This window comes from Niameybacter sp. (assembly GCF_036655075.1).
In the GTDB taxonomy this organism is placed as follows: domain Bacteria; phylum Bacillota; class Clostridia; order Lachnospirales; family Cellulosilyticaceae; genus Holtiella.
The window spans coordinates 14,852-39,413 of record NZ_JAVVQU010000022.1 but is presented as its reverse complement, the minus strand read 5'-3'; the positions used below and the strand labels follow the sequence as shown (position 1 = coordinate 39,413).

Genomic DNA, 24,562 nt, shown 5'->3' with positions numbered 1-24,562 from the left:
ACCTAAACATTCTTGTGAATGTTTAGGTGACTTTTTTTGCGTCTTCACCTTATAGAATACGAATCGCCTTAACGAAATTTCGATCGTAGTAAGGACTTGCAAGGTTACTTACAGTCACACCCCTGTCACTTTCAGAATGAATAAACTTGCCTTCTCCCGCGTAAATTCCTACATGAGAAATATTGCCTTTATTAATTCCATTTGTGTCAAAGAAAAGTAAATCACCTGTTTTAAGCTGTGGCACCGTTACTTCTGGTCCATCTGTAGCTTGCATGTAGGAAACACGACTAATGTCCACATCAAAAGCTTTGAAAACTTGTTGCGTAAAGCCTGAGCAGTCTACACCATGTTGTAAGTTTGTCCCACCCCAAACATAGGGGGTACCTAAAAACTTCATGCCATACTCAACAACCTCTTCTCCTTTAACCTTTGCATATGGGATAAGTTCTTTGTGTGTTACTTCTACATAGCTACTATAAATCCAGCCTTCTTTGCCATCTATCATGACCTTGTACCATTCATTATTCTTACCAACAACTTGCACGGGGCGATCACTCACTTTCCCCATACGCTCTGCTTGAATATCTGGATGGTTACGTATATTAACTTCTTTCGAAATCACTTGACCTGTTAATCCTACAGTTTGAGGAAACAAGGTGCGTCCGGTAGTTTCTTTAGCATATACTGCAGTTGCTATACTAAGAAGCATACACATGATCAGTATACACAGTTGTTTTCTTTTCATACCTTCCTCCTGTATCTTTTCAAATCTTGCTTTAGTATGTTCAAAACTCGAAAATTTTATACATAGAGAAATTATTTTTTATAAACTAGCTTTTACCACTCTAGGCGATGGAGTTCACCTGTTGTTTTTAAAAGTTTAAAATCTGTTTGACGAAGGGCTTCGTAAAGTACAATCGCTACAGAGTTTGAAAGATTTAAAGAACGTGCACTTTCAATCATTGGAATACGTACACAGGTATCTTCATAGCCTACTAAAATTTCTTCTGGAATCCCCGCGCTTTCTTTCCCAAACATAATGTAGCTTTCTTCTTCATAGGCTACTTCTACATGGGTGTGATGCGCTTTAGTTGTGGCCATATATAATTTAGGATAATTATTTTTTTCTAAAAACTCTTCAAAGTTTTTATAGGTTCTTACATCTAACAAATGCCAGTAATCAAGTCCTGCGCGCTTTAATGCTTTTTCTTCTATAGAAAATCCTAGAGGTTCAATCAAGTGAAGTGTCGCACCTGTTGCTGCACAAGTACGGGCAATGTTCCCTGTGTTTTGTGGAATTTCTGGTTCATGTAATACAATATGCATAGTTTCATGCCTCCTTATTCTCTATGCCCATTATAGTACACTTTATTTTCTTTTATCAAGTTTACTTTGCACATCTTCCCATTTTACCCCTGCTTCTATCATTAAAACGCTTAAATGATACATCAAAATATATGTAGTGCCATTTTTCACTGGCCACCTCTACTTCATCACTATAAAGTATTTATTTAAGTGATAATGAGTTGTTTAAAATTAATAATTTTTTATGCTTTTCAGAATTATATTCATTGTAACTTATATTTTGCACTTTACACAATAGCGCTAAATCTATTTTCTCAGCATATTCTATAGCTTATCCACATATTATTTGATAAAATAGGTGTATCTAGAAGGAGGGACTCTTATGGCGATTATTAGACCAGAAAAGAAAGCTGAATATGAAGCAATTTATGCTGTTCATCAATCTGCTTTCAAAAGAGACATTGAAGCACAACTTGTAGATAGATTGCGTACAACCAGTTATTATCATCCTGAACTTTCATTAGTGATTGAAGAAAATGATGAGATTATTGGGCATTTATTATTTACACGTGTTGTTATTAAAGATGGCAACAAAACATTCCCTGCTTTAGCACTAGCACCTGTTGGAATTAAAGCAGACCACCAGAGAAAAAAATTAGGCACTGAACTTATTGAAGCAGGCCTTAAAAAAGCAAAATATTTAGGACATAAACTTATTATTGTTTTAGGTGATCCTAAATTCTATACACGATTTGGTTTTGAACGTGCAGCTGACTTTGAGATTACACCACCTATGGGGTTTCCTGAGGAAGCTTTTCTTGTTGCAAAACTAAGTCCTGAAGAAACAGATATTAAAGGACAAGTCCTTTATCCCGTTCAATTTAACATGACCCTTGAAAAATAGGAATCTGTTGCAAAATGCATACTTCTTGTATAAAAATGAATACAAACCTTATTTGAACAAAAAACTAGGAAACAAAAGTTTCCTAGTTTTTTTGTCTGAAAATTATTTACTTGCACCTGTTCCACTACTTGCTTGGGCACCGCCACCTGCACCTGTACCTTCTGCATTACCGCTGTTTTCTGCATTGTTTGGACTTCCATCGCCACCATTGTCATAAGTTGGAGCATTTTCTCCTGTTGTTTCAGTTCCATTGCTATCACTTTTTGTGTTGGTATTGGCTTTTCCCGTTTTAGCTTTATCATCTTCTGCAGTTGTTGGGTCACCTTTGCCATAGTTATTCGCACTTACTTCACCATTGAAGTATTGTTTGAATCCTTGGTCTGCCATAGCAATGAATTCTTCAGATGTTTGAGTTGCACCCGTTACAACATCTACTGCCATTGGATTTTGAACAGCAATAATATTTTGGCGAAGCATTTCCATAGCTTCTTTACCACTTACGCCTGTCTTTTCTTTCATTGTTGAATTGTACTCATCATCATCTGACTTCTTAGCACCGTTGTCATCTACATAATCGAAGTATACTTCTGTTAAAGTATCACCTGCAAAGGTAAGACGCATATGTGGGAACCATCCATATTGGTCTTGTTTCCCTTCAATTTCTACAACTTGCCCCTCTTGAGCTGCATCGACTTTTTCTTTGTCTTGATTGCACCCTGTAAGCATAATGGATAAGCTCATTCCTAATAACATGAGCATCATCATAAGTTTCTTCATTTTTATAGCCTCCTAAATATAATTTAGAATAAATAAATTTCTATAACCCGTAGTGTGTCACAAAGCAAAAAAATTATGCATATTTTGGCAACTCAATTTATGCTTTACCTTTTTTTGTAAACTAAATTTAAAACTGATTCATAGATCATTAATTTTTATCAATATCATTTGACAACGTTCGCCCTCTCCCTTAACATAATATTATACATTTTCTTTTAAATAATTCAGTCGAGGTAACTACCATGTATATTATTTATTTTCTTATTTGTTTAGGGGCATCTGTACTTGGTGCCATCAGTGGTATTGGTGGTGGGGTTATTATTAAGCCTGTCATGGACGCCCTAGGTACACTCGATGTATCCGTTATTAGCTTTTTGTCAGGTTGCACAGTACTTTCTATGACTATTATGACACTTTATCGCAACAGAAATTCAGAAGTAAAGATTGATAAGTATAAAGGTACTCACCTAGCTATAGGGGCTGCTTTAGGTGGCTTACTTGGGAAGCAGCTTTTCGATATGGTGAAAGTATTAAGTGGCAATGCCAATATAGCAGGTGCTGTTCAATCTTTCTTATTAGCACTTGTAACAATAGGTGTCTTACTATTCACCCTTAAGAAAGCCAAAATCCGTCCACGCCAAGTAGAAAGTGGCATTTTGTCTCTTATTATTGGATTTGCTCTAGGGAGCTTATCTGCTTTCTTAGGTATTGGTGGTGGTCCCATCAACCTTGCTGTACTTTATTTCTGCTTCGGTATGAATTCTAAAACTGCAGCACTTAACTCTATCTATATTATCCTGTTTTCTCAAGCAACAAGTGTACTTCAAACTCTATTTACAGGTAGTGTTCCAGTCTTTGAATGGCCTGTGTTCTTTATGATGATTGGTGGGGGCATAATAGGTGGAACAATAGGTCCAATTATTTCAAGAAAGCTTTCCCTTAAAGGGGTAGATAAAATTTATATTACAATGGTTATTGGGATTATCCTAATTAGTCTTTATAACGGAATCCATTACTTAGGTATTCTCTAACTATCAACTACATAGCAAGCAAACAGAAAGGGATGATTTTATGAGTATTTGTGCAAAATGTCCGATGAAAGGTTGTTTAAAAAAAAATCCAGAAAAGATGCCAAAAAAATTATGTCCGAGTAGAGATGAGGCCCTTCAAGAAAAAGCAAAAGCCTTACATACTGGTGATGATTTAACCATTGCCTTACAATCTGCCTTAGTAGAATCCGAAGGCAACACCAACTGGACACGTGTTGAAGAAACGATTCAATTTGCTAAAAAATGTGGCTTTAAGCGTATTGGTCTAGCTTTTTGCACAGGCTTACATGACGAAGCCAAAATTTTTGTGAAAATTTTAGAGCATCACGGCTTAGAAGTTGTATCTGTCGTTTGTAAAAATGGTGCAGTCCTTAAAGGATTCCTAGGCATTGAACAAGCTGAAAAGGAAACTTATGTAAAAGGTGATATTATGTGTAATCCAATTGGACAGGCTCTTTTACTCAATGAGGCTCACACAGACTTAAATATCTTATTTGGACTATGTGTGGGACACGATACACTCTTTATCAAACATTCAGAAGCACCTATTACTGTATTCGCAGTAAAAGACCGTGTGCTTTGCCATAATCCAATGGGTGCCATCTATCAAGCCGAAGGCTACTACAAGAAAAAACTTTTCAATTAATCCTGTATACACTACACCTATGAACATTCATCAAAGGACGAGATACCCGCTTATAAAACGTGGTATCTCGTCCTTTTGTTAAATTTTCTATATATAGTTTCACGCTAAATCTACCCGTACGTAAATAAGTTTTTTATCTCTTAACTTACTCACGTACCAGACTATACATTACTGAATCATTGTACTTTCCATGATGATAGCGATACTTTCTCAGAACGCCCTCTTTGATAAACCCCGACTTTTTTAATACTGTCTGTGCCGAAATATTATTAATATCTGTATCTGCTTGTATTCTACACACATCATAGTTTGCAAATAAATGGGCTGTAATTGTTGATGTTATTCTTGTACCAAGCTGCTTGTTTCTTGCTTGTTCGCAAATGACCAGACCCAATCCTATCAGTCCATTTCTTATAAAATGAATATAGATAAGCCCTATCGGTTGTTCCTCAACCTCAATACATAGCATCTGAAAGCTTTCTGAACAAAATCCATCCTTTTGATAGCCTTGTATCAAAGTATGTTTAGATTCGAACGGACTCTCTTGGTAGGCGCCTCTAAATTCACTAGTATTCCATCTATGTATCCAGTCAATATCCTGTTCTTCAATTGTTCTTATCACAAATTCATCGGTAATAATCATTGCTCTTCTCCTTTACACTTTACAGTATATATCATGTAGTTTTTTGTATTTTTATTATATCATGTTTTTTAGATTAATTTACAAAATAAAGTTTTCTTCAACTACTAACCTTTTTATGGAATGGAAAAAAAATACATTAATTAAATGAAACTTATGATATCCTTGAAACGTCTAATACTATATAGTCTCTAGACTTATGACGATAACACAAAGTAGAGGTACCGAAATGAAAACTAAATTGATAAAAATATTAAGTTGTATGACCTTATCCGTAAGCATGCTAGCAGGGTGTACCGCACCAATAGTAGAACAAGGCTTGCACTATACCCATCTTGTAGACAAAGATACTCAAACACAAGTAACAGAAAGGCTTGTAGAAGCAGGTATTCCCTCCAGTCAGGTAGATACTTATATGGAGTGGGTAAATGATTTTAACACCCGTGTTGAAACACCTACACACTTAGCAAGTGGCTTTCAACAAAGTACCAAAAATCAAGTGGACTATACGGATCTCATGCTTACTGCTAAACAAGCCGAAGATGGTCGGGAACTTTGGGAAGCAAATTGTAGACTTTCTGCCTATCTCCTTTTCAAAAACCTTATACATACTGACCATGTCATGGTGGAGGATGCTTACCTTATGTTTGATTTAGATGCCATTGATACAATGGACCAATTTGCTATGAGTGAGGATGAGCGTGGAAAATTTATTACACTCTTTAATCCTGTTACTGTAGAAGAAGAGCGGGGACTTGATACCCATGTAGCCAGTATAGAGGAAAGTTTCATGCAAAGAGGACTTACCTTTGTTGAAAACAATAAGGTCACACTTATCAACCTGTATTTACATGATCCTTATGAAAATAAAAGACTTGTTGGGCATACAGGCCTCCTCATTGATACAGGCAGTCACTTGCTCTTCGTAGAAAAGTATGGTCCTTTTGCTCCATTCCAAGTTACAGCCTTTAAAACAGAACAAGAAATGATGGATTACTTACTTGCAAGACCTGACATTTATAGCAATGATGGAGAATTAGCTCCAATTATTACCAAAAATAATAAAGTGATAAGCACTTATTAACCCTTAAAAGAGGCATCAACTTCATGGATTGTTGTGCCATAGAAAAAGAGTGCCCCCAAGGACACTCTTACTGAATACTTATTCTTGTAACGCTGCACGTAACTCTGCTAAGTTTTTAAAGCCGTATTGATTCATATAAGCTATGAATTCATTTTTGATATCTACTGGTGCTGTTGGGTTAATAAGAGCTGCTGTTCCAATAGAAACGGCATCTGCTCCAGCTAAGATGAATTCTGCTACATCTTCGCCTGTCATAATCCCACCAAGTCCAATGATTGGTACGTTAACTGCACGTCTAACTTGATAAACCATGCGTACAGCTACTGGCTTGATCGCAGGTCCTGAGAAGCCACCCATTTTGTTAGCTACTACTGGACGCATACGATGTACATCTATTTTCATGCCAAGTAATGTATTGATAAGAGAAATGGCATCTGCCCCTTCTGCTTCTACTGCCTTGGCAATCTCTGTAATGTCTGTTACATTTGGAGAAAGTTTGATAATGATTGGTTTCTTAGAAACACGTTTTACTTCTCTTACAACACTTCCTGCTAAGCCACATTGTACACCAAAACCAATGCCACCTTTTTTCACGTTTGGACAAGAGATGTTGACCTCTAATGCGTCTACATTTGTTTCACTTAATTTTTCTACCACTTCGCAGTAATCTTCAATACTACGTCCTGCTACGTTAGCAATGACTTTTGCACCAAATTGCTTAGCATATGGCAATTCATGTTCGATGAAGTAATCCACACCTGGATTTTGAAGGCCTACTGCATTAATCATCCCACCATATGTTTCTGCAATACGTGGTGTTGGATTCCCCTCCCAAGGTATATTAGCAATCCCTTTTGTAATCATAGCACCGAGTTCACTTAAATCGTAGAACTCACCGCTCTCACGAGGTGAAAAAGTACCTGATGCTGTTGTAATCGGGTTATCTAATATAAGTCCCCCACCAATGTTTACACTTAAATCTAACTTACTCATTACCATGCCACCTCGCTTCCTAAAAAGACAGGGCCATCTTTACAAACTTTCTTTTGTTCATACCCTACTTCATTAGCTGCTTTTGTTTTACATACACAGCCTACACAAGCACCGTAGCCACATCCCATACGTTCCTCTAAAGAAACTTGTACAGGTTTGCCTTTACTTTCACACCAACTAGCAAGTGCTCTAAGCATTGGCTTTGGTCCACAGCTGTAGTAGTAATCTCCAAGGATGCCGTAAGCTTCCATAAGTTCTACTACATTTCCTTTGAAACCATATGCACCACTGTCTGTTGCCACATAGACTTTCACACCAAGTTCTTCTAAACGATCTACTAAAAATGGTGCTTCTCTAAAGCCGATGACTGCAATTTTCTCACCTTGTACGTGTTTTGCAAGTTCTACAAGAGGTGGTACACCGATTCCGCCACCCACTAGTACATGAATGTTGGCTTCTGCTGGTGTATAGCCATTTCCAAGTGCAGTTGTAAGTTTAATGTCATCGCCTGCTACATAGCTTGAAAATTCAAGTGTGCCTTTCCCTACTACACCATATACAAGTGTAAGGGTGTCTTCACCGATTTCACAAATACTGATTGGGCGAGGAAGAAGCATACTTTGTGATTTTGTATAAAGGTTAACAAATTGGCCAGGAGCTGCAGAGCGTGCAGCTTCCTCTTGCCTGACGACCATTTTGTAAACATCTTTTTCAATTTTCTCGTTAGACAGGATCCTTCCTAAGACTACTTTTTTACTCATCTCTTTTATCTCCCATGTTAAAGATAGATGTGTCAGCTATTGTTAAATCTCTTGCTGCGATTTCTGCCATAGCACGAAGTGTGTCGAGTGAAGTGACAATTTGAAGTGAAGATTCGATGGCATGACGTCTGATTTTGAATCCGTCACGTGTAGAGTCATTTCCTTTTGTTGGTGTGTTGACAAGTAAGTCAACTTCACCACTTCTGATAAGATCTACAATCTCTTCACTACCTTCTGAAAGCTTACCAACTTCACGTACATCCATACCATTTTCTCTTAACTTCTTAGCTGTACCTTCTGTTGCAATAAACTTATAGCCAAGTTCATTGAAGCATTTTGCAATTTCAATAAATTCATCTTGGTCATATTTTTGAATCGTTGCAAAAATTGTGCCCTTTTTGTTTGGAAGTTTTTTACCAGCTGCAATGAATCCTTTGTAAAGCGCTTCTTCGATTGTACTACCAATCCCAAGTACTTCACCTGTTGATTTCATTTCTGGTCCAAGGCTTACTTCTACTCTTGGAAGTTTTTCTGTTGAGAATACTGGTACTTTAACTGCAAAGAAGTTTTCTGGTTCTGGATAAAGGCCTGTGCCATATCCTAAATCTGACAATTTATCCCCAAGCATACAACGTGTTGCAAGATCGATAATTGGTACACCTGTAACTTTTGAGATATATGGTACTGTACGACTTGAACGAGGATTAACTTCGATGATGTAAAGGTCATTTTTGTATTCAATATACTGAATGTTGATCATACCAAGTACTTGAAGTTCTTTTGCAAGCATACGTGTACATGTAATGATTTTTTCTTTGATATCCTCACAGATATTGACACTTGGATAAAGTGTTGTACTATCTCCTGAGTGGATACCTGCTCTTTCTAAATGCTCCATAATTCCTGGAATTAAGATGTTCTCTCCATCACAGATGGCATCTACTTCAATTTCACGTCCCATTAAGTATCTATCGATAAGTACTGGGTTTTCTGGATCACGGTCAAAGGCATTTACAAGGTATCTTGAAAGTTGCTCTTCTTCGTAAGTGATTTCCATTCCTTGACCACCAAGTACATATGAAGGACGTACAAGTACTGGATATTCAAGTTCTCTTGCAATTTGTAAACCTTCTTCTACTGACCAAATCGCCTTACCTTTTGGACGTTTGATTTGAAGCTTTTCAAGGACTTCATCAAACTTCTCACGGTCTTCTGCAGCATCTACTTGTTTAGGTTGTGTACCAAGTACTGGAATACCCATTTTGTCACAGAACTTAGCAAGTTTAATCGCTGTTTGACCACCGAATTGAAGGATAACACCAAGTGGTTTTTCTTTCATGATGATGTGGTAAGCATCTTCATCTGTAAGAGGTTCGAAGTAAAGTTTGTCTGATGTGTTGAAGTCTGTACTTACTGTTTCTGGGTTGTTGTTAACGATAATCGTTTCAATACCACGTTTTTTAAGTGATTGAACAGCATGTACTGAACAGTAGTCAAACTCAATCCCTTGACCGATACGGATTGGGCCTGAACCCATAACGATTACTTTTTCGCGGTCAGATACAACCACTTCATCGATTTCATCATATGTTGAGTAGTAGTATGGAGACTCTGCTTCAAACTCTCCGCCACAAGTATCTACCATTTTGTAAACTGGCATGATGTTCCATTTGATGCGAAGTTCACGAATGTCATCTTCTGTTACGCCGATACATTCTGCAATAGCTTTATCTGCAAATCCACGACGTTTGAGTTTACGAAGGTATTTTGGTGTAAGCTCGTCGTATTCCATTTCTTTAAGCTTTTCTTCTTGTTCTACAATCCATTTGAAGCGTTTTACAAAGAAAATGTCCATCCCTGTGATTTTACATACTTGTTCTTCTCTGTAGTGCATACGGAGCATAGCTGCAAGCGCAAAGATTCTTTCATCATCTGCTGTAATAACTCTTTCTTTAAGCTCATCTAATGTGCAGGCTTCAAGCTTTTTATGTTCAAAGCTGAATTGACCGATTTCAAGTGAACGAAGGCCCTTAAGGAAAGCACTTTCAAAGTTATTTCCGATTGCCATTATTTCACCTGTAGCCATCATTTTTGTACCAAGTGTACGTTTTGCTGTGTAGAACTTGTCGAATGGCCATTTTGGAATCTTAACAACACAGTAGTCAAGTGTTGGCTCGAAACATGCGTATGTTTTACCTGTTACAGCATTTTTAATTTCATCTAAGCCGTAGCCTAATGCAATTTTTGCTGATACTCTTGCAATTGGGTAGCCTGTTGCTTTTGAAGCAAGTGCTGATGAACGGCTTACACGAGGGTTGATCTCGATGATCGCATATTCAAAGCTATCTGGGTGAAGAGCAATTTGTACGTTACAACCCCCACGGATATCACATGCAGAGATAATGTCAAGAGATGCACGACGAAGCATTTGGTACTCTCTATCTGAAAGTGTTTGAGATGGTGCAACAACAATACTATCGCCTGTATGGATTCCAACTGGGTCAATGTTTTCCATGTTACATACTGTAATAACTGTGCCATATTGGTCACGCATTACTTCATACTCAATCTCTTTCCAGCCTTTGATACATTTTTCAATAAGCACTTGGCTTACGCGTGATAAGTGAATCCCACTTGCTGCGATTTCACGAAGTTCGCTTTCTGTTTCTGCAATACCACCACCCGTACCACCAAGTGTGTAAGCTGGTCTTACAACAACTGGGTAGCCGATTTTTCTAGCAAAAGTTACAGCGTCATTTACTGTTTCTACAATTTCACTTTCAATAACTGGTTGGTTGATACGATCCATTAAGTCTCTAAAGAGCTCACGGTCTTCCCCTTCTTTAATAGCAGAGATTTGTGTACCGATTACACGTACATTATATTTGTCTAAAATCCCTTTGTCATGAAGCTCTACTGCAAGGTTAAGGCCTGTTTGTCCACCTACACCTGCAAGAAGACTATCTGGTCTTTCTTTTGCTATGATTTTTTCAAGCATTTCTACATTTAATGGCTCAATGTAAATTTTATCTGCAATTTCTCTATCTGTCATGATTGTTGCTGGGTTAGAGTTTACAAGGACAACTTCAATACCTTCTTCACGTATTGCTTGACAAGCTTGTGTTCCTGAATAGTCAAACTCCGCTGCTTGTCCGATTACGATTGGTCCTGATCCGATTACTAATACTTTTTTTATACTTAAGTCTCTTGGCATTATAGTTTTCCTCCTTGCATTACCTTAATAAATTCGTCGAAGATGTGTGCTGTATCTGTTGGTCCTGGACATGCTTCAGGATGGAATTGAACGCTGTAAATGTCAAGGTCTTTGAAGTACATACCTTCTACTGTATTGTCATTTAAGTTTGTATGTGTAACTGCTGCACCTTCTGGAAGTGTGCTTACATAGTAGTTATGGTTTTGTGATGTGATATACACACGGTTTGACACATGGTCTTTAACTGGGTGGTTACAACCATGATGTCCAAATTTAAGTTTTGATGTATCTCCGCCAAGTGCGAGAGATAAAAGTTGGTGTCCAAGACAGATTGCTGTAATTGGTTTTTTGCCTACTATTTCTTTAATCATGTTGACTACTGTAGGCACATCTTTTGGATCGGCAGGTCCATTTGATAAGAACACACCATCTGGATTTACTGCAAGGACTTCTGCTGCTGTTGCATTATATGGGAATACTGTAAGCTTACAACCTCTTTCATTGAATGAACGTACAATGTTTTGTTTCATTCCACAGTCAATCATTGCGACATGTTGGCCTTCACCTGGTACAGTGTACACTTCTTTTGTTGTTACTTCTGGTACTGCGTTTTGGTTGTTGAAGCTATCAATTTTAAGCTTCACTTGACTTGGTGTAAGTTCTCTTACTGCAATAATGGCACGCATTGTTCCATGATTTCTAAGTACTTTTGTAAGTGCTCTTGTATCAATGCCTTCAAGTCCAATAATTTTTTGTGCTTTTAAATAACCATCTAATGTAAGCTCACATCTAAAGTTATTTGGGTAGTCACATTTTTCTCTTACAATGAAAGCACGTACATGTGCTTTACTTGATTCCATATCTTCAAGGTTAACCCCGTAGTTCCCGATAAGTGGGTAGGTCATGACAACCATTTGTCCGTAGTAAGATGGGTCTGTAAGGATTTCTTGGTATCCAGTCATCCCTGTATTAAAAACAACTTCCCCGATTGTCTCTTTAAGGTATCCGAAGGCTTTACCCTCAAATACCATTCCATTTTCTAGTATTAATTGTGCTTTCATATTAACCCATCACTCCTTGTAAATCGTTTTTCATTGCAATAACAGCTTTTCTTGAAGCTTTTGCAAAGTCTTCTTCACTTACTTCTTTATCGTTTTTGTAAGCTGCAATAATCCCTCTTGAAGAGTTGATAATGCATCCTAAACCATCTTTGTCAAAGAAACCTTTAAGGTTCTCGGCAGTTCCACCTTGTACACCATAACCTGGTACTAAGAAGAATGTATGTGGCATACGTGCTCTAAGCTCTGCACCCTGTTCTTTATGTGTTGCACCAACTACTGCACCTACTCGGCTGTAGCCCATCTCACCCATAGAAAGCTCGCCCCATTTACTTACAAGGTCTGCTGTCTTATCATAGATTGGTGTGCCATCTACTAATAAATCTTGAATCTCGCTACTGCTTGGATTGCTTGTTTTAACAAGAATGAATAACCCACGATCGTTTTTATTACACGCTTCGATAAATGGTTCGATGCCATCATATCCCATGTAAGGATTAAGTGTTACCGCATCTTCTTGCCATAAATCAAAGAACTCGCCCTCTACTTCTACCCCTGCAATGTGACCCGCATATGCTGCCGCTGTTGAAGCAATGTCACCTCTTTTAATATCCCCAATAACAATTAACCCTTTTTTTCTTGCATATTCACAAGTTTCCATATAGGCGCGAAGTCCTTCTAAACCATATTGCTCATACATAGCAATTTGAGGTTTTACAGATGGAATGAGGTCATACACTTCATCAATAATCATTTTGTTAAATTTGATAAACATCTCAGCTACTGCTTTTGGTGTTCTACCAAAACGTTCTAACATTTCTTGTTTAATAAAGTTTGGGATCATGCTATAAGTTGGGTCGAGGCCTACTACAGTTGGGTTTTCTACAGTTTTGATTTTGGTAAGTAATCTATCGATCATGGTTTATCTCCTTTTATATACGTGAAATTTCTTTTCTACTTTATTATACTATATTTTTACAGCTCACGAGTTTTTGTTCACCTATTTTAATATTTATTAGACTCTTATTTGAGTTATTTTTGGTAAACGATTTGACCTTCTACTAAAGTCATTTGAACCTCACCGTATACTTCCATGCCATTAAATGGCGTATTCTTTCCTTTTGAAACAAAGTTCTTAGAATCAATGATGTATGGTGTGTCTACCTCGATAATCGTTATGTCGGCTGGTGCACCTACTTCTAAGCGGCCTGCAGGACTATTGATAATTTTAGCTGGGTTATAGCTCATTTTTTCCATGAGTTCAAGTATTGTGAGTACCCCTGCTCTTACAAGATGTGTATAGCTGAGTGCAAAGCTTGTTTCAAGTCCTACAATTCCAAATGGTGCTTTCTCAAACTCTACATTTTTCTCATCATAGTGGTGTGGTGCATGATCTGTTGCAATCACGTCAATGACACCTGATTTAAGTGCACTTTTCATAGCTTCTACATCTTCACTTGTACGAAGTGGAGGGCTCATTTTCTTATTACTATCATAGTCACCTACAATGCTGTCATCTAAGATGAAGTAATGAGGTGCTGTTTCTGCTGTAAGGTTTGTCATACCCCATACTTTTTTACCCATTTCAATAAGGTCTGCACTACCTTTTGTACTCATATGTGAAAGGTGCAAATGTGCACCTGTTGTACGTGCTAAGATGATATCACGGGCTACAATCACTTCTTCAGAGTCACTTCCAATCCCTTTGATTCCAAAGCGTTGAGCGTTAACCCCTGCATTCATTGCTCCACCTGATAAGGCGCGGTCTTCTGTATGTGAGAAGATTGGAATCTTAAAGGGTTTCGCATAGCTCATCCCTTTTTTCATAAGTCCTGCATCTGCCACTGTCTTGCCATCTTCACTAATGGCACAAATGCCATGCTCTCTCATCTTACCAATGTTAGATAAGCTTTCCCCTTCTAAGCCTTTAGTGATAGACCCTACTGGAAGGACTTTCACACCATTTGCACGCCTTGTCATGGTGTTGATATATTCTACAACGCATTCGTTGTCTATTACTGGATTTGTGTTTGGCATACAACACATAGTAGTTACACCACCTCGTGCAGCAGCTTGGCATCCTGATTCAATAGTTTCTTTATGTTCAAACCCTGGCTCTCTTAAGTGGACATGAAGATCGATAAGACCTGGTACAACCAGTTTCCCTGCAGCCTCTATTACTTGTGTATCGGCATCTTCTAAAAGGTTTGCATCCACTTCACCAATGGCTATAATCACGCCATCTTCTATTAAGAGATCTGTTATTTCTTCTTGTTTTGTACTTGGGTTAACGACTAACCCACCTCTAACAACCTTTTTCATCTTATCTTCCTCTCCTTTCATTTAATAAAGCAAGGATAGCCATACGTACGGCTACACCATTTTGTACTTGTTCATCAATCACGCTTACATTGCTATCTAGTAACTCTGGCATCAATTCTACACCGCGGTTAACTGGAGCTGGATGCATCAAGATAGCATCAGACTGTGCGTAGCTAAACATCTCTTCATCTAAGCCATAAATTTGGCTGTACTCACGAATGTTAGGGAAAAGCCCACCTTTTTGTCTTTCCATTTGGATACGAAGTCCCATCACCACATCAGCGCCTTTTACAGCTCCACGAATATCGTGTGTCACAGTCGCACCAAGTGCTTCCATTGTACCTGAAGCAAGGGTTCCACAACCTGCAAGTGTAACGTTTGCCCCAAGCTTCTTAAGTCCAAACACGTTAGATCTTGCAACACGGCTATGTGCGATGTCTCCAACAATCGTTACATTTAAATCCTTAAAGCTTCCTTTTTTATCAAGCATTGTGTATAAGTCTAAAAGTGCTTGTGTTGGATGCTCGTTAGCTCCATCGCCTGCATTAATCACTGAAGCCTTTACATTTTTTGCAAGGAGATGACTTGCTCCACTTAGGCTATGACGCATCACCATAAAGTCAATGCCCATTTGGTCTAAGGTAATGCCTGTATCTACTAGTGTCTCTCCTTTTTGCACACTACTTGTTGCCACGCCAAGGTCTGTTACCATAGCACCTTGGTAAAGGCCTGCCATATTAAAGGATACTTTTGTTCTTGTACTGTTTTCGTAGAATAAGGTAATCATGCTACGACCTTTTAAAGTCTCTTCTCTTAAAGTACTGTCTATAATTTTCGTCTTCATGTCACGTGCAAGTTCTAAGATACTCATAATTTCACTTACTTCTAAATCACGGATTCCAAGCAAATCTTTACTTTTTAACATATTGTATCCTCCTTTGGTCTTAAAAAAACAAAAAAGGCAATAAAAAGACCACAGTCTTTTCATTGCCTTTAAGCTTCACAAAATTATAACCGAAACCAGACTCTATACTACCTAATAAAATCTCGTTAAATTAAGTCTTCATCTAATCCTTTTGCTTCATTCTATTATTAAATTGGCTAGAATTTTTCTATACTAAATCTAGCGGGTTTATACTATGCTGGTTAATTTGTTTTCTCATCATTTTCCTTTTTGATCTCACAGGATCAAGCTTAAAGGCATATTAAATTTTATTTGATTGTGTTTATTTACTGCTACCTATACTACCATATAGCGTTTCATGTGTCAATGCTATTTTGTCGTAATATGTTGAAGGAGCTGTAGTGGCTCATGGATCACAGCATGGGCACCATGTGCTTTAAGCTCTGCTTCTCCTCTAAATCCCCAAGCAACACCTATCCCTAAAACACCTGCATTATAGGCTGTTTGCATATCTACATCTGAGTCTCCAACATATACTACTTCCTCATCCTTCACATTGTATGCAGCCATTAGCGCTTTTAGTACTGCTGGATCAGGTTTATGCGCACGCCCTTCTTGTTGCCCCTCTACTTGTACAAACAAGTTGCCTTCAAAGCATGCTTGTGCAACACGCAAGGCTTGAGCATGTGGTTTGTTTGTTACAACAGCCATCTGTATACCTAATGCATGCAACCTCTGTAACAACTCTATAATCCCCTCATATGGATGTGTATAGTCTGTTAAATGGCTATCATAATAGTTAATAAACTTTTCCTTTGTGCTTTGAATTTGTGCCTTATTTCTAGCTTCTTCAGGCAATGCACGTTCAATGAGCTTATACACTCCATTGCCTACAAAATATTTATAAGCTTCTACATTATGCTCTTTATAACCTTGCTCTTTAAGCGCAACGTTTGTACTGACTGCTAAATCTCTTAATGTGTCTACTAGTGTCCCATCTAAATCAAACACTACCATTTTTGTTTGAACCACTTTGAGTTCCTCCTTCTGTCTGTATGAAATTACGATAGCTCATGTCCATTATAACATTTTATATCGTAGATTTTTGTTATTTTTTAACTTAATGTAAATTATTTATAAAAATCTGTAAATATTGTGCATTCTATTTTAGTTGTTTTTGCTTAAAATAATATGTATATCTATTATTTTTTAGAGCTTTATGTACAATCTTTATACAAATCTATATTAATTTAGGGGGATTTATTATGAAGAAAAAACTTATTGGTACATTAATGTGCATGTCTCTTGCTGCCAGTGTATTTACCGGTTGCTCAAGCGCTCCTGCTACACCCGCAACACCCGATGCACCAGCACCTAGTACAACACAAAAAGAAGAGCCTGCTCCAGCCGAAACACCTGAAGGTGGCAAAAAAATCGTTTATTGGTCTATGTGGGAATCTACAGAAGCTCAAGGTCAGTCTATCCAAGCTGCCATTGACCAATACCAAAAAGATACAGGCAACATTGTAGATGTTCAATTCAAAGGACGTACAGGTATCCGTGAAGGTTTACAAGCTGCTCTTGATGCAGGAACCACGATTGACTTATTTGATGAAGATATCGATCGTGTAAACACCACTTGGGGCAAATATTTATTAGACCTTGAATCTTATGCTACAGCTTCTAACTATGAAGATACAGCTGTATCTGGTTTAATTAGTGCCTGTCGTGAAGTCGGTGGTGGCACATTAAAATCTATTCCTTATCAACCAAACATCTTTGCTTTCTTCTATAACAAAGATTTATTCGACCAAGCAGGTATTACAGATGTACCTAAAACTTGGGATGAATTCCTTGCAACTTGTGAATCCCTTAAAGCTGCGGGTATTACACCTATTACTTGTGATGACGCCTACATCACCGCTATGGCAGGCTACCATTTAGCACGTACAGTAGGCGAAGAACGTGTTATTCAAATTGTAAATGAAGGCCTTTGGGCTGAAGAACCTGCTGTACTTGAAACAGCTAAAGCCTATGCTGACCTTGCTTCAAAAGGTTACTTCTCAGAATACATTGCTTCTAACGTATGGCCTGCTGGTCAAAATACAGAACTTGCTTTAGGTGAAGCAGCTATGTACTTAAACGGTTCTTGGTTACCAAATGAAGTGCTTGGTGCAACAGGTCCAGACTTTAGATGGGGCTGTTTTAGCTACCCAGCTGTTCCAAATGGCAAAACAGGTGTGGAAGCTGCCAACTTTGGTGCTCAAGTATTCGCTGTGAATAAAGGTTCAAAAGTGCCACAAGAAGCTTTTGATTTAATCACTTACATTACAAAAGGTCAATTTGACGCTGAACTTTCTAAGAATTCTACAGGTATCCCAGCTGATACATCTAATACAGAATGGCCAACACTTCTTTCAGATGTTAAACCTGTTCTTGATAGCTTAACAACACGCTACACATGGGCTGCTGGTATTGAAGCAAATAGCAACATGACACCTATTATCAAAGAAAACTTCTTAAAATTATGCGGTGGTCAATTAACAGCTGAACAATTTGTAGACGCTATGGAAAAAGCAAGTAACTAATTAAAACATTAAACAACAAGGGGTGAGGGATTGCCAAAATGCCTCACCCCTTATTGATTATAAAAAGGGGGAGCGTACATGAAAAAAAATAAGCCTATGATCATTGCTTTTTTAGCACCTGTTGTCATCATGTTTGTACTTATTTATCTTTACCCTATATGCCGTACCATTTTAATGAGTTTCTTCAAAATCGAAGGCGTTACAGATGCCATAAGTAGCTGGCACTTTGTAGGATTTAACAACTATATCGAACTACTTAACACAGGATTATTTAGAACCTCTATGTGGAACCTATTCCGCATTTGGCTTTTTGGTGGCATTGCCGTTATGGCCCTTTCACTGCTCTTTGCCGTTATTTTGACAAGCGGCATTCGTTTCAAGAGCTTCTTCCGAGCTGTCATCTATTTACCTAACGTTGTAAGTGCTGTAGCTCTTGCTACAATGTGGCTACAATATGTCTATAGCCCTAAATTTGGTCTTTTAAAATCTGTTTTCTCTACACTCGGTTTAGATAGCTTAGCCGCCATCCAGTGGACGTCTAGCGAGTATAAGTTTGCAGCCCTTCTTATTGCCTACTGCTTTGGTATGGTAGGCTATCATATGCTCATCTTCACAAGTGGTATTGAACGTATTGGTGATGAATACTATGAAGCAGCAACCATTGATGGTGCAAATAAAGTGAATCAGTTTCTTCACATTACTTTGCCCCTTTTAAAAGGTGTCATTAAAACGAATATTACCATGTGGTCTGTGACTTCTGTTGCTTTCTTCGTATGGTCTCAACTGTTTTCAACTGTTACAGCAGATACCCAAACCATTACACCTATGGTCTATATGTACATGCAAGTGTTTGGCGCTGGAAATACAGTTACTGAACGTAACGCCGGTCTAGGCGCAACGGTGGGGGTTGTCTTATGTGTATGTGTTGTTTCCATCTTCCTTCTCACCAACAAGTTAATCAAAAAAGATGATTTCGAATTCTAAAGGAGGAGATTACATGGCACGTACTAAAACATATCAAGACAAAGTAAATTGGAAAAAAGAACTCCGGTTAGCACCGGGCTACATCATTCTTACCATTTGGATTCTCTTCACATTTGTACTTTTAGGTTGGGTCTTAGCCGCAAGTTTTTCAACAACCAAAGATATTTTTGCTGGTAACGCCCTACGCTTTCCTACTGGGCTTCACTTTGAAAACTATGTCAAAGCATGGACAACTGCTAACGTATCCGTATTCTTTTGCAACTCATTGATCTATGCTGCCATTTCTTGCACCGTTCTTGTCATGATTTGTGCACCTGCGGCTTACGTTCTTTCACGCTTTGAATTTATTTCAAACAAATTTATCCAAACTAGCTTAGTTTCTGCTATGGGTGTACCTGCAATCATGATTATTTTACCACTTTTCACCCTCATTGCACGTATGGATATTTTAAACAATGTCTTGGCCAATCGTGCTGTTTTGATTTTCCTCTACATTGGGATTAACGTACCGTATACGACCATCTTCCTACTCACCTTCTTCAGTAATATTTCTCACTCCTTCGAAGAAGCTGCTGCTATTGATGGTTGCTCACCTATGAAGACCTTCTGGAAGATTATGCTTCCTATGGCCCAACCAGGCATTATCACCGTAACCATCTTCAACTTCATCAACATTTGGAATGAATACTTCATCTCACTTATCTTTGCTAACTCAGACTCTTTAAGACCTGTTGCTGTAGGCCTCTTCTCCATGATTAGTTCTATGAAGTATACAGGAGACTGGGCTGGCATGTTTGCAGCTGTTATTATTGTATTTTTGCCTACTTTCATTTTGTATATTTTCTTGTCTGAAAAAATTATTGCCGGTGTTACTGGCGGTGGTGTCAAAGGCTAGTAAAAAGGCTATATCCGTTGTATTTCAATGGATATAGCCTTTTTATTAACTTTTTATTAACCTTTATTTATCCTATTTTTCTAAATGAGCTGTATACTCTGAGGAAAATGCAAGATATTCTCAGGATCGTATTGGCTTTTTACAATCTGCAACTTACGATAATGCGTTCCATAATATTGCTCCGCCCAATTCTCAATATTAAAATCCGTACATCCTCTATAGGCACCTCTGCCAAAACCATCTAGAAAATACTTCACATGATTGACCCACTGTATACCCTCTGCATCTAATCCCTCGTAGGCCCATATTGATTTTATCTCTATTAAAAATAATGCTTCGCGATGGGCATACGCTGTCTCATCCGCCCCTACTTTTGATATGTTTCCGCCTAATGCTTTAAATTCCAAAGATTGCCAACTTCCTAATGGACTCTGCTCCAAATCCTCTATCAACCTACAAATCGTTTCGCAAGAAAGAGGCTCATAAATAAAGCTACTCGTACCTTTGAATGCACAACATCCTGGTTGATCCTGAACCATCTTTTCAATTGCTTCTTCATAAGGGACGGTGGCTACATATTGATTCATAACAGGAACATAGCCGAGTAATGGTGATAATTCTCTAACTAATTCATTTCTCCTTCCCCAAAATACCCCTTCTAAGCGTAAGCACATTTTACCTTCTTCATTTCGAATAATTTTTACAGTACTTGTAAATCTGTTATCCATGTGAGCTTGCAGAAATTGCCAAGCATAGAGCACTTTATGGCTATAGCAGCACTCCCATTCTATTTCACAAACCGTAACTTTTTGTACAGGCACTATCCTATATGTCATACTTACAATGACTCCAAAGTTAGCACCTAGCCCTCCTCGAATAGCCCAAAACAAGTCTGGATTTTCATATGTGTTCGCAACAATCATCTTACCTTCACCCGTAATAAGTTCTACTTCTTTTAGATAATCACATGTAAGCCCTAAATACCTACTCGCAAAACCTATTCCTCCGGTACTGGTTAGACTTACTAAGCCTACATCACGATATGTACCACTAGGAATAGTATAGCCACATTTTGCAAGTGCACGGTACACTTCTCCGACCAAGGTACCTCCACCGACTTTAACTGTTCGCTTATAGATATTTAACTGTATATAATGCATCTTACTCATGTCAATTACTAATCCCGCATCTACATTAGAATTAACCTCATAATCATTTCTTCCCGTTCTTATTCTAAAAGGCATATGTGTTTGTCTCGCATAATTTAAGGCAGATAAAACATCTTCGTTGCTAAAACAAAAATTAATATAAGATGGATTTTCAATAACCTTCCTATTGAAATCCAGCCTACTACATGCATATAACGGATTGCTAGGTGTAACAATTCCGCCACTCATTGTTGGATTTTGTATAGGTGTTGGGGGTGGAACCTGTATAGGAAGTGCCATGTCGGGTGCTATGATAATAGGTTCTGTCATCTTATCACCTCTTTAAATTTATTTTTTCTTAAAGGAGTATTTTTTAATACTCCTTTAAGAAACTTACTATTTCTGTATGCTATCTCTTCATTGGACTTATGCTGCAATCAGATAGGTTGACTGAACATTGTTAATCGTAGAATTGATTGGCAATAATAATGCAAATGATTTATCTCCACCATCAGCAGTAACAAGCTGACTAAGGTTATAGTTATTTGTGTATACTCCAATTGTAACACTTAAACTTAAGTTTAATAAAATATTAATCCCCCAGTTTTCTGTTCCTACTAAAAAACTAACTGTCATTGCGCCATTTACTTCTGGTGTTACATTTATCGCTGCCACTGTTATTGGTAATGGCAAACTTGGATTTACGGTATATGCCATCTTTACTTCCCCTTCCATCTTTAAAAGTTATACTGGGCCCTGTACACACTATACTATATGTATTAACAAAATAATCAGTGCTCCATTCCCTCTAATTTACTGTGAGACTATTTTCACCAAAATCATAGCCTGTATGATACCCGTTACATATACTATTAGAAACTCATGCTGAAGGAGATGATGGATTTATTAACATTCCCTTCTCAGGTGGCTTCACATTTAACTTCTATGGCGTCAACTATACAGATTTATTTATCAATGCTAACGGAAATGTAACTTTTAATTCAGGAGACACGAATTATTCACTATCTTTTAGTGATGCGATTAACGGCTCTCCCAGAATAGCCCCTTACTGGATAGACCTTTACCCACCTGCAGCACCTCCATCAGGCGGGGTATTCTGGAATCAATTTTCTAATGCTTTTGTTATCACCTGGGCTCAAATACCTTATTATTCTAGGGTTAATCCTGATTCTACTTTTCAATTGGTTCTTTATAATACTGGCGTAATCGGCATGGTCTACGATACCCTTGATGACATGCTTCCTGACTGGGCTAATGACTATCCCGTTGTAGGCATTGCCTCTGGCGGCGATGGAAACTCTAAACTCTTTATGTATAATGGAACAACCAATACTTTCCCTGGCCAAACTGTCGTCGGTCCTAATGGAAAACTAGACCCTAGCCAACTCTTTTTTGTTCCTGTTGAAAATGATTATACCATGCTTAACATCGTAGCAAACGTATCTTATCAAATTGCAGAGGGCATAACACCTCCAGCTATATTTTAAAAAGCATATGTCCCTTCCTACAAAAAGGCTATATCCTTTGATTATCAATGGATATAGCCTCTTAATTTTTAGTTATTTATAGTATTTTAAATTGAAGCATGATTACCTGTAATGTAGAGCCGGGTATGAAAAAGATTAAATACTCTTATGTTCTATTAGAACTCAAACTTGACAGGTCTTAAGAATAAGTCTACGAGCACTTGTGACGTTTCTTGATGTTCAAAAAGAATCGCATATAAGGCGTTACAAATCGGGAGTTCCACGTCATAAATCTCTGATAAGCGGTGGAGGGCTTCTACTGTAGCTACCCCCTCTGCTAATTTAGTAAAGGGAATCCCTTTTACTAAATCTTCACCAAATCGGCGGTTGTTGCTATGAGGCGAAAACAAAGTGGCTTCATAGTCACCCAAGTGACTGAGCCCATAAATCGTTAAATCATTGCCGCCCATCGCTCGGATGATACGTGAGAGTTCTCTCGTCCCTCTCGCCATAAGCGCACCTTTTAAGCTACTGTAACCTGCTCCATCTAGCATGCCTGCGGCAATTCCCATAACATTTTTGGTAGCTGCTCCAATTTCATTCCCTATTAAATCTTGTCCATAGTAGAAGCGAATTAAGTCACTATTAAAGGCCTTCACAACTTGTTTGGTCACTTGAATCTCATCACTTCCAATAACCATACAGTTTGGAATCCCACGTGTAAAGTCTTGAACATGCCCAGGTCCTAACCACACGCCTACATGGCGTCCACTTCCCATCTCTTCTTTAAATACTTGGGTTAAACGTTTACCGGTCCCTGCTTCTAACCCTTTCATACAAAGAATAAAAATTTTCTCATCTAAGTTTGGAAGCTTAGAAAGTGTCTTTAAGAAGTTGCGTAACTGCTGTGCACTAATGGAAATTATAATGATTTGAGCACTTGCCACTACCATTTCTAAATCATCAGTGAGGCTTACTGTTTCTGGCAACACTAAATACTCATTTTTATATTCTGCTTGTAAAGCCATTAAATTCTTAGAGCCTGATCTACCCCAAAGGGTTACTTCATGTCCAATCCGATTGGCATACCAAGCTAAGAAGGTTCCCCATCTGCCACATCCTAATACTGAAACTTTCATGTCAATTCCTCCTCTTTCTTTTCCATATTGAGTTATATTATACCCCTCTCATATAAATTTATTGCAAAGTTATAAGCAATTTAAAAATCCAGTTGGCCGCAATCCCTGCACAAAGTCCACCTACTGTATGGGCAAAAATAGCTTTCCCTGTTAAGACACGACACTTCAAACTATCCATCATGGCTGTGTGGGTACTTAAGTAGCCACTCCAACACATACACATTGCTGTAAATACAGCAATATCATTGACATTGACAAGTCCTTCACTAACTAAGTTTGGTACAAGTCCAATGGCTGCACCTGCTGCACCTAAAGAAGTAATCGGCACTGCAATCGCCTCTGGAGAAGAGAATCCAAAGAGTGGTTGTAAAATAAAGTTTAACTTTTCTCCTAAAATAGGCAAGATACCTACGCCCTCATAAGCTGCACCTGTATAGGTACCATTTGCCGATGGTCCATTGGTTAAAATCAGTACAAAGGTACAAATAATAAGCACCAATCCTTCGTTCCGTAATGTTTTTTTGTGTAGTGCATCATGAGTTTGGTACTGATCATACTCCCTATGATAGCACCTACATTCCCAATAAATACGGCAAGACCTAGATGTTGGTCAATGCCTTTAATTCCTATCATAAAGACAGTAATCATAAGGCCCATCCCAAAT

The 24,562-nt window shown here is 38.1% G+C and carries 24 protein-coding genes and 1 pseudogene; 8 read left to right on the top strand and 17 right to left on the bottom strand.

The features are described 5' to 3' along the window. Positions 1-49 precede the first annotated feature (49 nt). Together RRY75_RS07805 and trmL are read right to left on the bottom strand one after the other, a co-directional pair. Positions 50-745, bottom strand: coding sequence for a C40 family peptidase (locus RRY75_RS07805; protein ID WP_332493259.1), 696 nt, complete (start codon positions 743-745; stop codon positions 50-52). Positions 746-837: 92 nt separating this feature from the next. Beyond that, positions 838-1,326 (bottom strand): tRNA (uridine(34)/cytosine(34)/5-carboxymethylaminomethyluridine(34)-2'-O)-methyltransferase TrmL, encoded by a 489-nt coding sequence (gene trmL / locus RRY75_RS07800; RefSeq protein WP_332493258.1) that lies wholly within the window; start codon positions 1,324-1,326, stop codon positions 838-840. A 361-nt stretch (positions 1,327-1,687) separates the two neighbouring features. Here trmL and RRY75_RS07795 point away from each other — a divergent pair, with 361 nt between their 5' ends. Next, the gene (locus RRY75_RS07795; RefSeq protein WP_332493257.1) at positions 1,688-2,209 is read left to right on the top strand and encodes a GNAT family N-acetyltransferase; all 522 of its coding nucleotides are present in this window, start codon (positions 1,688-1,690) and stop codon (positions 2,207-2,209) included. Positions 2,210-2,311: 102 nt separating this feature from the next. On the opposite strand, the gene RRY75_RS07790 is transcribed toward RRY75_RS07795, so the two are convergent. Further along, positions 2,312-2,986 carry a hypothetical protein gene (locus RRY75_RS07790; RefSeq protein WP_332493256.1) on the bottom strand — a complete coding sequence of 225 codons (675 nt, stop codon included), beginning with the start codon at positions 2,984-2,986 and terminating at the stop codon, positions 2,312-2,314. 242 nt (positions 2,987-3,228) lie between these two features. Here RRY75_RS07790 and RRY75_RS07785 point away from each other — a divergent pair, with 242 nt between their 5' ends. Both RRY75_RS07785 and RRY75_RS07780 read left to right on the top strand, forming a co-directional pair. After that, the gene (locus tag RRY75_RS07785; RefSeq protein WP_332493255.1) at positions 3,229-4,017 is read left to right on the top strand and encodes a sulfite exporter TauE/SafE family protein; all 789 of its coding nucleotides are present in this window, start codon (positions 3,229-3,231) and stop codon (positions 4,015-4,017) included. Between the two features lie 40 nt (positions 4,018-4,057). Further along, the gene (locus tag RRY75_RS07780; RefSeq protein WP_332493254.1) at positions 4,058-4,681 is read left to right on the top strand and encodes a DUF1847 domain-containing protein; all 624 of its coding nucleotides are present in this window, start codon (positions 4,058-4,060) and stop codon (positions 4,679-4,681) included. A 145-nt stretch (positions 4,682-4,826) separates the two neighbouring features. Here the strand turns inward: RRY75_RS07780 and RRY75_RS07775 are convergent, their stop codons facing one another. Continuing rightward, a complete protein-coding gene (locus RRY75_RS07775; protein WP_332493253.1) occupies positions 4,827-5,324 on the bottom strand; it encodes a GNAT family N-acetyltransferase in 498 nt (165 codons plus the stop codon). Positions 5,325-5,550: 226 nt separating this feature from the next. Between RRY75_RS07775 and RRY75_RS07770 the strand changes: the two genes are divergently transcribed. Further along, a complete protein-coding gene (locus RRY75_RS07770) occupies positions 5,551-6,405 on the top strand; it encodes a DUF4300 family protein (protein ID WP_332493252.1) in 855 nt (284 codons plus the stop codon). 78 nt (positions 6,406-6,483) lie between these two features. On the opposite strand, the gene RRY75_RS07765 is transcribed toward RRY75_RS07770, so the two are convergent. The 8 genes from RRY75_RS07765 to RRY75_RS07730 form a co-directional block, all read right to left on the bottom strand. Then, the gene (locus RRY75_RS07765; RefSeq protein WP_332493251.1) at positions 6,484-7,398 is read right to left on the bottom strand and encodes a dihydroorotate dehydrogenase; all 915 of its coding nucleotides are present in this window, start codon (positions 7,396-7,398) and stop codon (positions 6,484-6,486) included. Next, positions 7,398-8,159: a dihydroorotate dehydrogenase electron transfer subunit gene (locus RRY75_RS07760; RefSeq protein ID WP_332493250.1), complete on the bottom strand. Its 762-nt coding sequence runs from the start codon at positions 8,157-8,159 to the stop codon at positions 7,398-7,400. Before RRY75_RS07760 ends, RRY75_RS07765 begins: the two co-directional genes overlap by 1 nt. Continuing rightward, positions 8,152-11,373, bottom strand: coding sequence for a carbamoyl-phosphate synthase large subunit (gene carB, locus RRY75_RS07755; RefSeq protein ID WP_332493249.1), 3,222 nt, complete (start codon positions 11,371-11,373; stop codon positions 8,152-8,154). Before carB ends, RRY75_RS07760 begins: the two co-directional genes overlap by 8 nt. After that, complete coding sequence (locus RRY75_RS07750) at positions 11,373-12,434, bottom strand: carbamoyl phosphate synthase small subunit (RefSeq protein WP_332493248.1); 1,062 nt, start codon at positions 12,432-12,434, stop codon at positions 11,373-11,375. Before RRY75_RS07750 ends, carB begins: the two co-directional genes overlap by 1 nt. Position 12,435: 1 nt before the next feature. Further along, on the bottom strand, positions 12,436-13,350 hold the full coding sequence (gene pyrF / locus RRY75_RS07745; protein WP_332493247.1) for an orotidine-5'-phosphate decarboxylase: 915 nt from the start codon (positions 13,348-13,350) through the stop codon (positions 12,436-12,438). Positions 13,351-13,463: 113 nt separating this feature from the next. Then, entirely contained in the window at positions 13,464-14,753 is a 1,290-nt protein-coding gene (locus tag RRY75_RS07740; RefSeq protein WP_332493246.1) for a dihydroorotase, read from the bottom strand. Between the two features lies 1 nt (position 14,754). After that, complete coding sequence (locus tag RRY75_RS07735; protein ID WP_332493245.1) at positions 14,755-15,678, bottom strand: aspartate carbamoyltransferase catalytic subunit; 924 nt, start codon at positions 15,676-15,678, stop codon at positions 14,755-14,757. A gap of 348 nt (positions 15,679-16,026) precedes the next feature. Further along, positions 16,027-16,689, bottom strand: coding sequence for an HAD family hydrolase (locus tag RRY75_RS07730; RefSeq protein ID WP_332493244.1), 663 nt, complete (start codon positions 16,687-16,689; stop codon positions 16,027-16,029). Between the two features lie 233 nt (positions 16,690-16,922). Here RRY75_RS07730 and RRY75_RS07725 point away from each other — a divergent pair, with 233 nt between their 5' ends. The 3 genes from RRY75_RS07725 to RRY75_RS07715 all read left to right on the top strand — a co-directional run bounded on the left by RRY75_RS07725 (position 16,923) and on the right by RRY75_RS07715 (position 20,124). After that, positions 16,923-18,245, top strand: a complete 1,323-nt coding sequence (locus RRY75_RS07725; protein WP_332493454.1) for an ABC transporter substrate-binding protein — start codon at positions 16,923-16,925, stop codon at positions 18,243-18,245. Positions 18,246-18,323: 78 nt separating this feature from the next. Then, the gene (locus RRY75_RS07720) at positions 18,324-19,229 is read left to right on the top strand and encodes a carbohydrate ABC transporter permease (RefSeq protein WP_332493453.1); all 906 of its coding nucleotides are present in this window, start codon (positions 18,324-18,326) and stop codon (positions 19,227-19,229) included. Between the two features lie 13 nt (positions 19,230-19,242). Continuing rightward, a complete protein-coding gene (locus RRY75_RS07715) occupies positions 19,243-20,124 on the top strand; it encodes a carbohydrate ABC transporter permease (RefSeq protein WP_332493452.1) in 882 nt (293 codons plus the stop codon). A gap of 80 nt (positions 20,125-20,204) precedes the next feature. On the opposite strand, the gene RRY75_RS07710 is transcribed toward RRY75_RS07715, so the two are convergent. Continuing rightward, the gene (locus tag RRY75_RS07710; RefSeq protein WP_332528294.1) at positions 20,205-21,602 is read right to left on the bottom strand and encodes an FAD-dependent oxidoreductase; all 1,398 of its coding nucleotides are present in this window, start codon (positions 21,600-21,602) and stop codon (positions 20,205-20,207) included. 96 nt (positions 21,603-21,698) lie between these two features. Beyond that, entirely contained in the window at positions 21,699-21,989 is a 291-nt protein-coding gene (locus RRY75_RS07705; RefSeq protein WP_332493450.1) for a hypothetical protein, read from the bottom strand. A gap of 515 nt (positions 21,990-22,504) precedes the next feature. On the opposite strand from RRY75_RS07705, the gene RRY75_RS07700 reads away from it, so the two are divergent. Next, positions 22,505-22,780, top strand: coding sequence for a hypothetical protein (locus RRY75_RS07700; protein WP_332493449.1), 276 nt, complete (start codon positions 22,505-22,507; stop codon positions 22,778-22,780). Positions 22,781-22,935: 155 nt separating this feature from the next. Here RRY75_RS07700 and RRY75_RS07695 read toward each other — a convergent pair whose 3' ends face one another. The 3 genes and pseudogenes from RRY75_RS07695 to RRY75_RS07685 form a co-directional block, all read right to left on the bottom strand. Beyond that, entirely contained in the window at positions 22,936-23,898 is a 963-nt protein-coding gene (locus tag RRY75_RS07695; RefSeq protein ID WP_332716248.1) for an NAD(P)H-dependent glycerol-3-phosphate dehydrogenase, read from the bottom strand. A 58-nt stretch (positions 23,899-23,956) separates the two neighbouring features. After that, entirely contained in the window at positions 23,957-24,394 is a 438-nt protein-coding gene (locus RRY75_RS07690) for a hypothetical protein (protein ID WP_332527420.1), read from the bottom strand. After that, positions 24,367-24,562, bottom strand: a pseudogene (locus RRY75_RS07685) (hypothetical protein); the annotation flags it as partial. The pseudogene RRY75_RS07685 and the gene RRY75_RS07690, both read right to left, overlap by 28 nt.